The sequence below is a fragment of the Natronosporangium hydrolyticum genome, from assembly GCF_016925615.1.
Lineage (GTDB): Bacteria > Actinomycetota > Actinomycetes > Mycobacteriales > Micromonosporaceae > Natronosporangium > Natronosporangium hydrolyticum.
Genome location: NZ_CP070499.1, coordinates 3,274,843 through 3,289,568, shown reverse-complemented (window position 1 = coordinate 3,289,568; position 14,726 = coordinate 3,274,843). Strand labels below are relative to the sequence as shown.

The window sequence follows — 14,726 nt, the reverse complement described above, 5'->3', positions numbered from 1 at the left end:
CGGCTCGCCTTGAATCATTCACTGCTGTAGATTGCTACGGCGAATGAGGAGAATCCATGGAACGCGGTCGGCCCGGTGGGGCTAGGGGATCAGCATGAAGTTCCGGGTGTTGGGATCGATCGAGGTCGAGTCGGCCGGGCAGGTCCTGGAGATCGGCCCACGCCAGCGACGGGCGGTGCTCGCCGCGTTGGTGGTGGACGCCGGTAGTCCGGTCACGGTACAGCGGCTCACCGAGCGGGTCTGGGGCGACGCTCCGCCGGATGCCGCGCGTAGCTCGCTCTACGCCCATGTGGCTCGGCTACGGCAGACCCTCGGCCAGCAGGCGCCGGCCGAGGAGGCGCCGGTCAACCTCGGCCGCAGTGGGGACGGTTACCTGTTGTCGGTGCCGCGCGACCGGGTCGACCTGCACCGGTTCGTCTCCCTGCTGGATGCCGCCCGGGACACCTCGGCTCCGGCTTCGGAGCGGGTCGTGCTGTTGCGGGAAGCGATGGAGCTGTGGCGAGGGACGCCGTTCTCCCCGTTGCTGGGCGAGTGGGCGGCGGAGGTCCGCCGGAGCATGGAGCTGCGGTTTGTGGGGGCCGCGACGGCGTGGGCCGCCGCTGAGCTCGAGCTGGGCAACGCGGAGCTGGTGGCGGACCGGCTTGTACAGACGGTCGAGGCCCACCCGTTGGCGGAGCCGTTGGTGGCCATGTTGATGCGTGCGCTCGGCCAGGTCGGCCGGACAGCGGAGGCGCTGGAGTGCTTCGCTGAGTTGCGGGCCCGGCTCGCCGACCAGCTCGGCACCGAGCCGGGCCCGGAGCTGCGGCAGGTGCACGTGAGCATCCTGCGAGGCGAGAGCCGGCAGCCGGAGGTGGTGGTAAAGGTCGGAGCCGATCCGGCGCCGCCACCGCGGCAACTTCCGGTCGGTGCGTCCCGGTTCGTCGGCCACTCCGCCGAGCTGACTGCGCTCGTGGACTGGTTCGCCGCCGGGCAACGGCGCCGGACCGCGTCGGCCGTCCTCCTCTACGGCCCTGCCGGAGTAGGGAAGTCGGCGCTGGCGGTGCAGGCCGCGCACCGGGTCGCCGGGGGCTATCCGGACGGACAGCTCTATCTCGACCTCCGGGGGAGCGGACCAGATCGGCGGCCACTCGGCCCGGCCGAAGCCTTGAGTCGACTACTGCGGTCCCTGGGAGTGGCCCCGGTTGCGGTCCCGGCCGGCATCGACGATGCTGCGGCGCTCTTCCGCACGATGGTCGCCGGCCGGCGGTTGCTGGTGCTGCTCGACAACGCCACCGAGGCGGGACAGGTGCGCCCACTGCTCGCCAGCGGCGCCGGCTGCGCCACGATCGTGACCAGTTGCCGACCATTGGGTGGTCTCGGCGAGTTGCGCCAGGCACGCATCGGTCCCTTATCGACGACCGAATCGGTCGAGTTGCTTAGCTGGTGGGCCGGTCGAGCCCGGGTTGCTGCCGAGCCCGCAGCCGCCGCTGAGATCGCGCGCTGGTGTGAGCGTACGCCGCTGGCGTTGGGCGTCGCCGGGGTGAGGCTGGCGGCTCGCCCCCACTGGCCGCTAGCCGAACTGGCGCACCGGCTCGGCGATGAGCGGCGCAGACTGGACAACCTGGCGTTCGATGGGGTGAGCATCCGGGCCAGCCTGGCCGCGTTCTACCAACCACTGCAGCGCAGCGCGGAGCCGGCGGACCGGGCCACCGCCTGCACCTTTGAGCAGCTGGCCACCTCCGTTTCGGCAGAGTTCGGGCCCCCCGAGGCGGCCCAGCTGCTGCGATCTTCGCGGGCGGAGGCCGAACGAGCGTTGGAGAACCTGGTGGATGCCCAGCTGGTGGACACCCCCCGGCCTGGGCGGTACCGGATGAGTGATCTACTTCGGCTCTACGCCCGGGAGCAACGGAGCCGACGCCGCCGGGATGAGGCCCGACCGGTGATCAAACTCGCCGGTGTGATGTGTTGAGTAGCCTCCGGTTTGGATGGTGCTGTCGCAGCAGTAGCCGCGAGGTAGGTCTCGATGTCGACAAGCTCAGGGCAAGATGGCGGAGATTCTCGAGCCGTACGCTGATCTCAAGTTGACTCACGGCCTTCGGCTGTGCTCGCGGGCAGGAGTCGCTGAGCGACTCGACACAAAGTGGAGGGTGAGGTCATTGTCCCGGTTGATAACGCTCGACGAGTCCGAGAACCTAGAGCTCGACCAGGTCCAGGACCTGTACCGGAAGTACGTCAGCCGGTCCCAGGTGTCGTTGATGACATCGTTCGGCTTCGGGCGGGAGCTCGTGGATCGGGCCGAGGGCGCGTGGGTGTATATGCGTGATGGCACCCGGGTGCTCGACCTGTCTGGCGGGGTCGGCGTGCTGAACCATGGGCACAACCATCCCCGCATCCTGGCCGCGCGGCGGCGGTTCGCCGAGGCTCAGCGGATGGAGGTCCATAAGGCCTTCTTCTCGCCCTACCTGGCGGCGCTGAGTCACAACGTTGCCGAGCTACTTCCGGGAGACCTGTCCATCTCCTACTTTCCGAACTCGGGTGCGGAGGCCAACGAGGGCGCCGTCAAGATGGCTTACAAATACCATGGTGGGAAGCGGAACACGATCCTGCGCGCCGATATCAGCTTCCACGGCAAGACGTTGGGCGCGGGGAGCCTTACCGGCTCGGCCGAGAACAACTTCCGGTTTCCCGGGCTACCGAACATTGTGGTCTACCCGTATGGGGACATCGCGGCCCTCCGCGCGGCGGTCGCCGCTGCCCGGCGCGAGGACGGCGGCTGCGATGTCTACGCCATCATGGTGGAGCCGTATAGCGCATCGAGCCTGCGGTGCTGGTCCGAGACTGCGCTGCGGGAGCTGCGGGAGCTCTGTACGGCCGAGGACATCGTGCTGATCTACGACGAGGTCTACACCGGGTGGGGCAAGACCGGCACACTTTTCTACTTCATGCGACACGAGGGCGTGACACCGGACATTTTGACCTACTCGAAGTCGCTGGGGGGCGGTAAGGCGTCGATCTCTGGCTACACCGCCCGGGAGCGGCTGTTCCGCGACTCCTATGACCGGCTGTCCGACGTCATCCTGCACAGCACCACCTACTATGGCTTCGGCGAGGAGACCGCGACCGCGATTGAAGCCGTAAACGTCGTTGTGGAGGAGGACTTCCCCGGCCGGGCACGGGACATCGAACGCGTGTTGGCGCCGGGGTTGGAACGAATCCGGCAACGCCACCCGGACGTGGTGCGAGAGGTGGCCGGCGTCGGCTCGCTGCATGGTCTGTTGCTGGGCGGTGGCCCTAAGATCCTGGACCTGGCGGCCAAACTGGTTCCCGGCTTCTCCGGTGACCGGCAGTTCCGGACCAAGCTGGTCACGCTTTCGGTGATCGCGCACCTCTACCGGCAGCACCGAATCATGACCTACTACAGTCCGAACGCCGAGAATCCGCTGATGGTCGCGCCCACCTTGATGATCCAGAAGGAAGAGCTGGAGCATTTTCTGGAGGCGCTCGACGCCACGCTGGCGAAGGGGCTGCGGCGGTTGCTGACCTCCTTCGTCCGGGAGAAGGTCGCGTCGTGATCGCGCTGCCCGTAGTGACCGGGGCGACCCAGGTCGCGAAGGTGACCTGCTAGAGGGAGGTTTGCGCCCCGTGCGTCCGATCCGGACCATCTCCCGACCCGCCAGCCGGGTGGCGGACCCGCGTCGTCCCCGGACCGGCCCCGCTGGCCCCGGTCGACTCGGCCGCGATCTGGTAACGCTGGTGCGCCCCGGTCAGTGGGCGAAGAACCTGATCGTGGTGCCGGTGCCACTGATCGATCAGGAGAGCTGGCGGCTCGCCAGCATCTGGCAGGTCGGTTGGGCAGTCCTCACGTTCACCGTCGCAGCCACCATGGTCTACATAGTCAACGACATCTTCGATCGGCATCGGGACCGCGGCCACCCCACAAAGCGACATCGACCGATCGCTGCTGGCCAGGTCTCGGTGGCCGCGGCGCTGGTGCTGGTGGTGGCGCTGGGCGGCCTGTTGCTGGGCCTGGTGAGTCTGCAACCGTGGAGCTGGTCCTGGCCGATCGCCGCGTATCTGCTGCTCAGCTTCGCCTACTCCATGGGCCTCAAGCATGTGCCACCGATCGACGTGTTCGTGGTCGCGTCCGGGTTCGCGCTGCGCCTGGCGTTGGGGTATGTCGCGGCCCAGACGGAGATCTCCGGATGGCTGTTGACCTGTGTGTTCAGTCTCTGCCTGCTGTTGACGGTCGGCAAACGCCGGCAGGAGCTGGCTGCTACCAGAGGCGAGCACCGGCCGGCGTTGCGCGGCTACACGATCGCTCTGGCCGACCAGTTGATGGTGCTCAGCGCGGTGATCACCGCCGGCACGTACTTGCTCTATCTGCGTACCGAGGCGCCGTTGGGTGCTTACGGCCTGGCCGCCGCGGTGCTCTCCGCGCCGTTGGCGCTGTTCGGGCTCTTCCGGTATCTGCAGCTGATTTCGGTTCACCACAGCGGTGAGAACCCGGTACGGACGTTGCTCCGAGACCCACCGTTGGTGGTCAACTCGTTGGTCTGGATGGTGGTGTCGGGCAGCTTCCTGCTCGCGTCGCACATCTCCCAGACCTGACCAAGGACCTGCTTCACGAGAGAGGAGTTTGCAGGCAGATGGCGAAGCAGTATGACCTCACCGTCGCACTTACCTATTACGAGCCCTATATCAGCGGGTTGACCCACACTGCCCGTTGCGTCGCCGAGGGAATGGTGCAACGCGGCTGGCGGGTAGCGGTGGTCGCCGCGCAGCACGACCGGACGCTGCCGCGCCGCGAGACTATCGCCGGAGTCGATGTCTACCGGTGCCCGATTCTGCTCCGGCTGAACCGGGCGTTCATCGCACCCTCGTATCCGGTGATCGCGGCGAAGCTAGCGCGCCGGTCATCGGTGCTGCACCTTAATCTGCCGATGGCCGAGGCGGCGTTGGTGGCGCGGCTGCGCGGCCGCACCCCGATCCTCAGTACGCTCCATATCGACCTGTACCTACCCCCTGGCAGGTTCAGCAAGGCGATCGTGCGGGCGTCGGACCACACCTCGCGGGCGGCCATCCGCCGTTCTTCCGCGGTGGTGGCCTACAGCGAGGACCAGGCGCACGCCTCGCAGTTCTGGCCATTGATGGCGGAGCGCACCTTCGCCCCGGTCGCCGCGCCCTGCCTGGACCGGCGCGGCGGTCAGCCGAACTATCGGCGTACCGGAGGGCTGCACGTCGGTTTCCTCGGCCGGATCGTCGAGGACAAGGGCATCGAATATCTGGTGCGGGCGTTCCGGCAGATCACCGACCCGGACGCGCGGCTGCTCCTGGCTGGTAACTACGCCACCGTCGCCGGCGGCAGCAACCTCGCCGAACTAAGCCGCGAGATCGCGGACGACGCGCGAATTCAGCTGCTGGGCGAGCTGCGGGGCACGGAGGTGGACGACTTCTACGCCTCGATCGATGTCTTCGCCCTGCCGTCGGTGGCGGAGTCGTTCGGCATCGTCCAGGCCGAGGCGATGATGGCGGGGGTCCCCTCGGTCACCACCGACCTGCCGGGCGGCAGACACCCGGTGGTCGCTACCGGGTTCGGTCGGGTGGTTCCGCCGCGGGATCCGCAGGCGTTGGCGCAGGCGATCCGAGAGCTGGCGGCGACGACGCCGAGTTGGCGGGAGAGCAAGGCGGAGCAGGCGCGGCAGCGGTTCTCGGTGGCAGCCTGTCTGGATGCCTACGAGAAGCTGTTCACATCGTTGGCGGAGCAGCGTCGACGGGTGGCCGGCTGATCGGAGGCTCAGCGTAGTCCTGCGGCAACCGGGGCTTCGGGCGCCGCGGCGCGCTCACCGGTCGACGGTTCGGGCGCCGGGGTCGGCCCGGCCCGGCCGCCGAGCGCGTAGCGCAGGTCAAGGGCGGCGACCCAGGTGAGGCAGGAGCCGAGCAGGTGTAGCCCGACGAGCACCTCGGGCAGGCCGGTGTAGTACTGCACCAGCCCTACCGTGCCCTGGGCGACGATCACCGCCACCAACAGCCCTGCCGCCCGCCTGGCGTGCTGGCCCACGTCGACGGCGCGTACCGCGAGCCAGGCCGCACCGGCCAGGCCGAGTAGCAGGTACGACAGGTTGGCGTGAAGATGCGAGAGGGTCTCCGGATCGAGCCCGTTGCGATCGACGTTTGCGTCGCCCGCGTGCGGGCCGCTGCCGGTCACCACCGTCCCGACGGTCAGCAGCACCAGCGTGGCCACGATGATCACCGAGGCGAGGGTCCGCAGCGGCGCCGACGTGACCGGCGCCGCCGGCCGATGCTCACGCGCCCGGCGCCAGAAGGTGTAGGCGATCGCGATGATCACGATCGAGACCATGAAGTGGGTGCCGACGATCCACGGGTTGAGGTCGGTGAGCACCGTGATGCCCCCGATGACCCCCTGGATCGCCACGCCGAGGAGCACCGCTGCGGCCGGCCAGAGCAGCCGCGGCTGCCGCGGGCGGAGCCGCCAGGCGGCGATCAGGCCGCCGATCGCCAGCGCGCTGAGCACGAAGGTGAGCAGCCGATTGCCGAACTCCACCGCGCCGTGGATGCCCATCTCTGCGGTAGAGGTCCAGGAGTCGTCGGTGCAGCGGGGCCAGGTCGGGCAGCCGAGCCCGGAGCCGGTCAGCCGGACCGCGCCGCCGGTGATCACGATCCCGATATTGGCGAGCAGGGAGCCGAAGGCTAGCCGCCGAACCAGCGCGAGCGAAACCGTCACAGCCAGATCGTACGTGGGGGCGATCGCGGCCTGATGCCCGCGCTGGCCGTCGTGACCTCGGCAACTAACATGATCGCCGGGGTATCGGCCGGAGGCGGCGAGCGGCGCGCAGGGGTGATCGGCGCAGCTGTGTGCTGGATCACTGAGGGGCGGTTTGCGCGGCTCCGGCGAAATACGCAACACTTATGTAGTGAAAACAGCCGAGGGTGCCGCTGCGGTGGGAGATCCCACCGCGCCTAGCCAGGCCGTCGCCGGTCTGGCTGGCGACCGGCGCACCCGCGATCGGGTGGCCCGGTTGCTGCTCGTCAACGGCACCGCTACCGCCGCTGACCTCGGGGCTGAGCTGGGTCTTAGCCCGGCCGGCATCCGGCGGCACCTAGACGCCATGCTCGGCGACGGCGACGTCGACGTGGTGAGCCGGCACGGGTCGGCCACCGGCCGCCGGGGGCGGCCAGCGAAGCTGTTCCAGCTCACCGAGCAGGGGCGGCTGCGCTGCGGCACTCACACGTATGACGACATCGCCGCCGCCGCCCTGCGCTGGATTCACCGGCGCGGCGGGGACGCGGCGATCGCAGCCTTCGCCGCGGAGCAGGTGGCCGGGCTGGAACAGCGCTGCCGGGCGGCGCTCGCGGAGGCCGCGGACGATCCGCTCGCTCGGGCTGAGGCGCTGGCGAGAGCGCTTACCGAGGAGGGTTACGCTGCCAACGCGTCGGCGATCGCCTCGGGGGGCCAGCTCTGCCAGCACCACTGCCCGGTGGCGCACGTCGCCGCCGAGTTTCCGCAGCTGTGCGAGGTCGAGACCGAGGTGATCTCCCGCCTGGTCGGCACGCACGTGCAACGACTCGCCACCATCGCCCACGGTGATGGGGTGTGCACCACGCACATCCCAAATCCGCGGCGTACCTTGACCACCGCGTCACCGGCGACCACCGCCGTCACCGGCGCGACCGACCGTCAGCCGACCGTAGGGACAGGATGAGGACGACGACATGACAGACCAGCTCGCACCAGCGGTACCCACCCAGGAGGAGCATCTGGCCGCCCTGGGCAAGTACCAGTACGGCTGGGCCGACTCGGACACCGCCGGGGCTTCGGCGCAGCGGGGTCTCAACGAGGCCGTCGTGCGCGACATCTCGGGTAAGAAGGACGAGCCCGAGTGGATGCGCGACCTACGCCTGAAGGGGCTCCGGCTGTTCGACCGCAAGCCGATGCCGACGTGGGGCGCCGATCTGTCCACCATCGACTTCGACAACATCAAGTACTTCGTCCGGTCCACCGAGAAGCAGGCGACCAGCTGGGATGAGCTGCCGGCGGAGATCAAGAATACGTACGACAAGCTCGGCATCCCGGAGGCGGAGAAGCAGCGGCTGATCGCCGGGGTAGCAGCCCAGTACGAGAGCGAAGTGGTGTACCACAAGATCCGCGACGACCTGGAGCAGCAGGGCGTGATCTTCCTGGACACCGACACCGCGCTGCGGGAGCACGAAGAGCTCTTCAAGGAGTATTTCGGCACCGTCATCCCGGTCGGGGACAACAAGTTCGCGGCGCTCAACACCGCGGTGTGGAGCGGCGGGTCGTTCATCTACGTGCCGCCGGGCGTGCACGTCGAGATCCCGCTGCAGGCGTACTTCCGGATCAACACCGAAAACATGGGCCAGTTCGAGCGGACCCTGATCATCGTGGACGAGGGAGCCTACGTCCACTACGTGGAGGGCTGCACCGCCCCGATCTACTCCTCTGACTCGCTGCACAGCGCGGTGGTGGAGATCATCGTGAAGAAGAACGCCCGGTGCCGCTACACCACCATCCAGAACTGGTCGAACAACGTCTACAACCTGGTCACCAAGCGGGCCGTCGCCCAGGAGGGCGCGACCATGGAGTGGATCGACGGCAACATCGGTTCGAAGATCACCATGAAGTACCCGGCCGTCTACATGGTCGGCGAGCACGCCAAGGGCGAGGTGCTCTCGGTGGCGATGGCCGGTGAAGGTCAGCACCAGGACGCCGGGGCGAAGATGACCCACGCGGCCCCGCACACCTCCAGCCAGATCGTCTCCAAGTCGATCGCCCGCGGTGGCGGCCGCACCTCGTACCGCGGCCTGGTCCAGGTGCAGGAAGGGTCACACAGCAGCAAGTCCACCGTGAAGTGCGACGCGCTGCTGGTCGACACCATCTCTCGCAGCGACACCTACCCGTACGTCGACATCCGCGAGGACGACGTGCAGATGGGCCACGAGGCGACCGTCTCGAAGATCAGCGAAGACCAGCTCTTCTACCTGATGAGCCGAGGCCTGTCCGAGGACGAAGCGATGGCGATGATCGTTCGCGGGTTCATCGAACCGATCGCCAAGGAGCTCCCGATGGAGTATGCGCTGGAGCTGAACCGCCTGATCGAGCTGCAGATGGAAGGAGCCGTCGGCTGATGGCAGCCCAAACCCCAACGCCGGCGGATGCCCCGGTGCCGGCTCCAACGCCGGCGGATGCCCCGGTGCCGGCTCCAACGCCGGCGGATGCCCCGGTGCCGGCTCCAACGCCGGCGAAAACCCGGGCGCAGGCGTTGCGCTCCTACGATGTAGCCGACTTCCCGGCGCTGACCGGCCGGGAAGAGGAGTGGCGGTTCACTCCGCTGAAGCGGCTGCGTGGGCTGGCGACCATCGACGGCGAGGCACCGACCGGCCGGGGCGTGCGGTATGAGCACGACGCCCTGCCGGCGGGGGTCACCGCCACCACCGGAGCGCACGAACGCGGCCCGCTGGTGCCGTTCGACCGGATCAGCGCCTACGCGTACGCGCGGGTGGAGCAGGCCCTCCGGGTCGAGGTGGCCGCCGAGGCGGTGCTCGACGAGCCGGCGTACGTGCGGGTGGTCGGCGACTCCACCGACGGCGTCAGCGTCGGCCACGTGTTGATCACAGTGGGTCGGTTCGCGCAGGCCACGCTGGTCCTGGAGCAGGTCGGCTCGGTCACCCTCGCCGACAACGTCGAGGTGGTGGTCGCCGACGGCGCCCAGCTGACCCTGATCACGCTCACCGACTGGGCACCCGACGCGGTGCAGGCGCAACACGTGCACATCCGTACCGGCCGCGACGCCAAGGTCAGCCACATCCAGGTCACCCTCGGCGGCGATCTGGTCCGGCAGTACGTCAGCGTCGAGTACGGCGGGCGTGGCGGTGAGGTCGAGGCGTACGGGCTCTACTACGCCGACGCGCCGCAGCACCTGGAGCACCGGCTGCTGGTCGACCACGGGGTCCCCGACTGCCGCAGCTACGTCGCGTACCGGGGCGGTCTGCAGGGCGACGGCGCGCACACGGTGTGGGTCGGCGACGTGCTGATCCAGGCCGAGGCGACCGGCACCGACACCTACGAGATCAACCGCAATCTGGTGCTCTCCGACGGCGCCCGAGCCGACTCGGTGCCGAACCTGGAGATCGAGACCGGGGAAGTGACCGGCGCCGGCCACGCCAGCGCCACCGTGCGGTTCGACGATGAGCAGCTGTTCTACCTGATGTCGCGGGGCATCGAGGCCGAAACGGCGCGCCGGCTGGTGGTACGCGGCTTCTTCGCCGAGGCGCTGCAGAAGATCCCGGTCGAGGCGCTGCGGGAACGGCTCGGGGAGGCGATCGAGGCCCGGCTCGTCAAGGGCGGGGTGGTCTGAGCATGATCCGGATCTGCTCAACTGAGGAGGTGCCGAAGGGCAGCGTCGTCAGCGCCGCCCTCGGTGACCTGCAGGTCGCCATGGTGCACGCCGAGGATGACCAGTTCTACGCCATCTTCGACGAGTGCTCGCACGCCGCGATCCCGCTCTCGGAGGGCGAAGTAGAAGGCTGCACCCTCGAGTGCTGGCTGCATGGTTCCCGGTTCGATCTGCGCACCGGCGAACCGACCGGCCTACCGGCCACCGAATCCGTTCCCGTCTACCCCGTCGAGGTCCACGACGGTGCCGTCTACGTCGACATTGGAGAAGTAAAGTGAGTGTCCTGGAGATCCGTGACCTACAGGTTTCGGTGCGGCTGCCGGATGGGGAGGCGCACCCGATCCTGTTCGGCGTGAACCTGACCATCCGGTCGGGCGAGACCCACGCCATCATGGGTCCGAACGGTTCCGGCAAGTCCACGCTGGCCTACTCGATCGCCGGCCACCCGAAGTACGAGGTCACCGGGGGTTCGGTGACCCTCGACGGGGAAGACGTCCTGTCGATGTCGGTCGACGAGCGGGCCCGGGCCGGGCTGTTCCTGGCGATGCAGTACCCGGTGGAGGTGCCCGGCGTCAGCGTCGCCAACTTCCTGCGTACCTCGAAGACCGCGCTCGACGGCGAGGCTCCCAAGCTGCGGACCTGGGCCGGTGAGCTCAAGGGCGCGATGGAGCGGCTCGGGATGGACCCGGCCTTCGCGCAGCGCAACGTCAACGACGGCTTCTCCGGCGGCGAGAAGAAGCGCCACGAGATCGTCCAGCTGGAGCTGCTCAAGCCCGCCATCGCGGTGCTCGACGAGACCGACTCCGGCCTCGACATCGACGCGCTGAAGGTGGTAAGCCAGGGCATCAACCGGGTACGGGAGACCGGGGAGACCGGCCTGCTGCTGATCACCCACTACACCCGGATCCTGCGGTACGTGAAGCCGGACTTTGTCCACGTCTTCGTCGCCGGCAAGATCGCCGAAGAGGGCGGGCCGGAGCTGGCGGAACGGCTGGAGGAAGAGGGCTACGAGCGTTACCAGGTGGGCGCCGGCACGGCCGCCGCCTGAGACGGGAGCTGGCATGGGCACCATTACCGCGACGAGCGCAGCGCCGCCGCTGGATGTGGCGGCGTTGCGGGAGGACTTCCCGATCCTCTCGCGGCTGGTCAACGGGCACCCGCTGGTGTATCTCGATTCGGCCAACACTTCACAGAAGCCCCGTCAGGTGCTGGACGTGATCAACACCCACTACGCCCAGCACAACGGCAACGTCTCCCGCTCGGTGCACACCGTGGGCACCGAGGCGACCGAGGCGTACGAAGCCGCGCGGCAGAAGCTGGCCGGCTTCATCGGCGCCGGTGACCCGGCCGAGGTGGTTTTCACCAAGAATTCCACCGAGGCGATCAACCTGGTCGCCTACGCCTTCCTCGGCACCGCCACCGGCGGCGGCGATCCGCGGTTCCAGCTCGGGCCCGGCGACGAAGTGTTGATCTCCCAGATGGAGCACCACTCCAACATCGTGCCGTGGCAGCTGCTCTGCGAACGCACCGGCGCCACGCTGCGCTGGCTCGGGCTCACCGACGACGGGCAGCTCGACCTGTCCACCCTCAACGAGCTGCTGAACGAGCGGACCAAGCTGGTCTCGTTCGTACACATGTCGAACATCCTCGGCACCATCAACCCGGTAGCGCCGGTGCTGGCCCGGGCCCGCGAGGTGGGGGCGTTGGTGATGCTCGACTGTTCGCAGTCGGTGCCGCACGCCCCGCTCGACGTCGTTGACCTCGGCGTCGACTTCATCGTCTTCACCGGGCACAAGATGTGCGGACCGACCGGCATCGGGGCGTTGTGGGGGCGCGGCGAGCTGCTGTCGGCGATGCCCCCCTTCCTTGGCGGCGGCTCCATGATCGAAACGGTGGAGATGACCAACTCCACCTATGCGGCGGCACCGGCGAAGTTCGAGGCCGGCACCCCGCCGATCGCCGAAGCGGTCGGGCTCGGGGCGGCGGTGGACTACCTCTCCGAGCTGGGGATGCCCGCGATCCGTGCCCACGAGCAGCGGCTCACCGAGTACGCGCTGGCGGCGCTGCCGACCGTGCCGGGGCTGCGGTTGTTCGGCCCCACCGAGCCGGCCGATCGCGGCGGCATCATCTCCTTCGAGTTGACCGGGGTGCACCCGCACGATGTCGGGCAGGTGCTCGACGCGCAGGGGGTCGAGGTACGGGTCGGCCACCACTGCGCCCGCCCCACGTGTCGCCGGTTCGGGGTGAGTTCCATGACCCGAGCCTCGTTGTACCTCTACAACACGCAGGATGAGGTGGACGCGCTGGTGGCCGGGTTGGCGCGGGCGCGGAAGATGTTCGGGTGACGACGATGCAACTCGACGAGCTTTACCAGGAGATAATCCTGGATCACTGGAAACACCCCCGCGGCCGAGGCTTGCGGGAACCCTTCGGCGCGGAGTCGCACCAGGTCAACCCGACCTGCGGTGACGAGGTGACGCTGCGGGTGCGGCTCGACGGCGGCACCGTGGCCGACGTCTCGTACGAGGGGGATGGTTGTTCGATCAGCCAGGCCTCCACCAGTGTCCTGCACGAGCTGGTGCAGGGGCGGCCGTTGGCCGAAGTGCTACGGGTGCATGAGGCGTTCGCGGAGCTGATGGGCGGGCGAGGCCAGATCGAGCCCGACGAAGACGTGCTCGGCGACGCGGTCGCCTTCGCCGGCGTGGCGCAGTATCCTGCCCGGATCAAGTGCGCGCTGCTGGCGTGGGTGGCGTTCAAGGACGCGACGGCCCGTGCTCAGGCAGGTACCGTCGAGACGACAGGAGGTGCGCAATGACCGAACCAGCGACCACGACCCCCGGCCAGGCCGACGACACGGTGAACGAGTCGACTCAGGCACCGGCGAGCGCCGCTACCGGGGCGGCCACGGCGCTGGCCTCGAGCGCTGAGGTCGAGGAGGCGATGAAGGACGTCGTCGACCCCGAGCTCGGGATCAACGTCGTCGACCTCGGCCTGCTCTACGGTGTCCACGTGGACCAGGACAACGTGGCGACCCTGGATCTGACCCTCACCTCGGCGGCGTGCCCGCTGACCGACGTGATCGAGGACCAGACCCGGTCGGCGCTGACCGGCGGCCCCGGTGGCGGAGTCGTCTCCGACTACCGGATCAACTGGGTGTGGATGCCCCCGTGGGGCCCCGACAAGATCACCGACGACGGCCGGGAACAGCTGCGGGCCCTCGGCTTCAACGTCTGACCCAATCCCGGCCCACCCGGCCCACCCGGCCCACCCGGCCGATCATGGACTTAGGTACATGGTCCGGGCTGTTTCCGGTCCCTAACCCCATGATCACGCCCCATGATCACGCCCAGTGGGGGAGGGCACGGGCTTGGTGGGTTGGGTGGCGCGTGATTTGCCAGCACCGGCCATTTAGTCGTCCTGGTGGATCACCACTCAACCCACCAAGATGGCCGACGGAGCCCCACGGGTTGACCCGAGCCCGGCTGCGGTGCGCGTCAGGTGGCGGCAGGAGAGCAGAGCGGCGGCCCGATCGACTGCTGCGTCTGCTCCCGGCGGTCAGCCCAGCTCGAAGGTCACCAGCGAGTCGAGGTGGCGGCGAAACTCCTCGGCCATGTCGAGCGAGTCGCGGTCGAGTAGCCACTGAAGCTGGAGCCCGTCCATCACCGCGATAGTGGAGCGGGCCGCGCTCTCCGGGCTGACCCCGGGGTGCAGGCTACCCTGCTGTTGCAGGAGCTGAAACGTGCGGGACAGTCGCTTCCGGACCCAGGCATACCGCTCGACGAAGTACGAGTGCGCGGGGTGGTCGGGAGTGGTGGCCTCGGCCGACAAGACACAGTAGAGCTCGACCACGCCGGGGCGCGAGGCGTTGTAGGCGGCGAGTTCCACCAGGCCCTTGAGGGCGGCGACCGGGTCGTCGTCCTCCACCGGGACGATCGACATCGTGTGCTCGTCGCGGCGACGGAGCACGGCCGAGAGCAGCGCGCTCTTGTTGGGGAAGTGATGAAGCAGCCCGGCTTCGCTCATCCCGACGCGCTCGGCGACTTCTCGCAGTGAGCCGGCTCGATAGCCCGATTTGGCGAACACCTCCAACGCGCTGTCCAGGATCTCACGCCTCTTCTGTTCCGTCTTGGCGTACGGGCCTCGACGCCGGTTGCGGCGGGGGCCCGGCGCCTCCTCGACGGTGTCCATGCGGCTCCTGTCTACGCGTGACGGTGGTGGATGCGCTCCCACCGTATAGCGGTGCTGTGGCGGGACGCGATCGGGAGAGTCGGTCACTCATGGTTACATTACGATTTGATTAAAACCTAGTGCCTC

The 14,726-nt window shown here is 68.5% G+C and carries 14 protein-coding genes; 12 read left to right on the top strand and 2 right to left on the bottom strand.

All coding sequences use genetic code 11. The features are described 5' to 3' along the window. Nucleotides 1–94 precede the first annotated feature (94 nt). The 4 genes from JQS43_RS14610 (at nt 95) to JQS43_RS14595 (ending at nt 5,765) form a co-directional block, all read left to right on the top strand. Entirely contained in the window at nt 95–1,948 is a 1,854-nt protein-coding gene (locus tag JQS43_RS14610) for an AfsR/SARP family transcriptional regulator (RefSeq protein ID WP_239674936.1), read from the top strand. A 286-nt stretch (nt 1,949–2,234) separates the two neighbouring features. Next, nucleotides 2,235–3,551, top strand: coding sequence for an aspartate aminotransferase family protein (locus JQS43_RS14605; RefSeq protein WP_239679447.1), 1,317 nt, complete (start codon nt 2,235–2,237; stop codon nt 3,549–3,551). Nucleotides 3,552–3,621: 70 nt separating this feature from the next. Further along, nucleotides 3,622–4,587: a UbiA prenyltransferase family protein gene (locus JQS43_RS14600; protein ID WP_239674935.1), complete on the top strand. Its 966-nt coding sequence runs from the start codon at nt 3,622–3,624 to the stop codon at nt 4,585–4,587. Nucleotides 4,588–4,625: 38 nt separating this feature from the next. Further along, entirely contained in the window at nt 4,626–5,765 is a 1,140-nt protein-coding gene (locus JQS43_RS14595) for a glycosyltransferase family 4 protein (protein ID WP_239674934.1), read from the top strand. Between the two features lie 8 nt (nt 5,766–5,773). Here JQS43_RS14595 and JQS43_RS14590 read toward each other — a convergent pair whose 3' ends face one another. Further along, nucleotides 5,774–6,721 carry a COX15/CtaA family protein gene (locus JQS43_RS14590; protein ID WP_239674933.1) on the bottom strand — a complete coding sequence of 316 codons (948 nt, stop codon included), beginning with the start codon at nt 6,719–6,721 and terminating at the stop codon, nt 5,774–5,776. A 217-nt stretch (nt 6,722–6,938) separates the two neighbouring features. On the opposite strand from JQS43_RS14590, the gene JQS43_RS14585 reads away from it, so the two are divergent. The 8 genes from JQS43_RS14585 (at nt 6,939) to JQS43_RS14550 (ending at nt 13,646) form a co-directional block, all read left to right on the top strand. Continuing rightward, a complete protein-coding gene (locus JQS43_RS14585) occupies nt 6,939–7,700 on the top strand; it encodes a helix-turn-helix transcriptional regulator (protein WP_239679446.1) in 762 nt (253 codons plus the stop codon). A gap of 10 nt (nt 7,701–7,710) precedes the next feature. Continuing rightward, nucleotides 7,711–9,144, top strand: a complete 1,434-nt coding sequence (gene sufB / locus JQS43_RS14580; protein ID WP_239674932.1) for a Fe-S cluster assembly protein SufB — start codon at nt 7,711–7,713, stop codon at nt 9,142–9,144. Nucleotides 9,145–9,239: 95 nt separating this feature from the next. Then, entirely contained in the window at nt 9,240–10,373 is a 1,134-nt protein-coding gene (gene sufD / locus JQS43_RS14575) for a Fe-S cluster assembly protein SufD (protein WP_239674931.1), read from the top strand. A 2-nt stretch (nt 10,374–10,375) separates the two neighbouring features. Continuing rightward, nucleotides 10,376–10,690, top strand: coding sequence for a non-heme iron oxygenase ferredoxin subunit (locus JQS43_RS14570; RefSeq protein ID WP_239674930.1), 315 nt, complete (start codon nt 10,376–10,378; stop codon nt 10,688–10,690). Further along, entirely contained in the window at nt 10,687–11,460 is a 774-nt protein-coding gene (sufC, locus tag JQS43_RS14565; protein ID WP_239674929.1) for a Fe-S cluster assembly ATPase SufC, read from the top strand. Before JQS43_RS14570 ends, sufC begins: the two co-directional genes overlap by 4 nt. 13 nt (nt 11,461–11,473) lie before the next feature. Continuing rightward, on the top strand, nt 11,474–12,757 hold the full coding sequence (locus JQS43_RS14560; protein WP_239674928.1) for a cysteine desulfurase: 1,284 nt from the start codon (nt 11,474–11,476) through the stop codon (nt 12,755–12,757). Nucleotides 12,758–12,762: 5 nt separating this feature from the next. Then, nucleotides 12,763–13,227, top strand: a complete 465-nt coding sequence (sufU, locus tag JQS43_RS14555; protein ID WP_239679445.1) for a Fe-S cluster assembly sulfur transfer protein SufU — start codon at nt 12,763–12,765, stop codon at nt 13,225–13,227. Further along, nucleotides 13,224–13,646: a metal-sulfur cluster assembly factor gene (locus JQS43_RS14550; protein ID WP_239674927.1), complete on the top strand. Its 423-nt coding sequence runs from the start codon at nt 13,224–13,226 to the stop codon at nt 13,644–13,646. The genes sufU and JQS43_RS14550 overlap by 4 nt, the downstream gene beginning before the upstream one ends. A 321-nt stretch (nt 13,647–13,967) precedes the next feature. Here JQS43_RS14550 and JQS43_RS14545 read toward each other — a convergent pair whose 3' ends face one another. Then, nucleotides 13,968–14,600 carry a TetR/AcrR family transcriptional regulator gene (locus JQS43_RS14545; protein ID WP_239674926.1) on the bottom strand — a complete coding sequence of 211 codons (633 nt, stop codon included), beginning with the start codon at nt 14,598–14,600 and terminating at the stop codon, nt 13,968–13,970. Between the last annotated feature and the right edge of the window lie 126 nt (nt 14,601–14,726).

Bases quoted from the DNA above. Each gene is read 5' to 3' on its own strand.
- JQS43_RS14610 (WP_239674936.1), top strand. From the start codon at position 95: ATGAAGTTCCGGGTGTTGGGATCGATCGAGGTCGAGTCGGCCGGGCAG.
- JQS43_RS14605 (WP_239679447.1), top strand. From the start codon at position 2,235: ATGACATCGTTCGGCTTCGGGCGGGAGCTCGTGGATCGGGCCGAGGGC.
- JQS43_RS14595 (WP_239674934.1), top strand. From the start codon at position 4,626: ATGGCGAAGCAGTATGACCTCACCGTCGCACTTACCTATTACGAGCCC.
- sufB (WP_239674932.1), top strand. From the start codon at position 7,711: ATGACAGACCAGCTCGCACCAGCGGTACCCACCCAGGAGGAGCATCTG.
- JQS43_RS14570 (WP_239674930.1), top strand. From the start codon at position 10,376: ATGATCCGGATCTGCTCAACTGAGGAGGTGCCGAAGGGCAGCGTCGTC.
- JQS43_RS14560 (WP_239674928.1), top strand. From the start codon at position 11,474: ATGGGCACCATTACCGCGACGAGCGCAGCGCCGCCGCTGGATGTGGCG.
- sufU (WP_239679445.1), top strand. From the start codon at position 12,763: ATGCAACTCGACGAGCTTTACCAGGAGATAATCCTGGATCACTGGAAA.
- JQS43_RS14550 (WP_239674927.1), top strand. From the start codon at position 13,224: ATGACCGAACCAGCGACCACGACCCCCGGCCAGGCCGACGACACGGTG.
- JQS43_RS14545 (WP_239674926.1), bottom strand. From the start codon at position 14,600: ATGGACACCGTCGAGGAGGCGCCGGGCCCCCGCCGCAACCGGCGTCGA.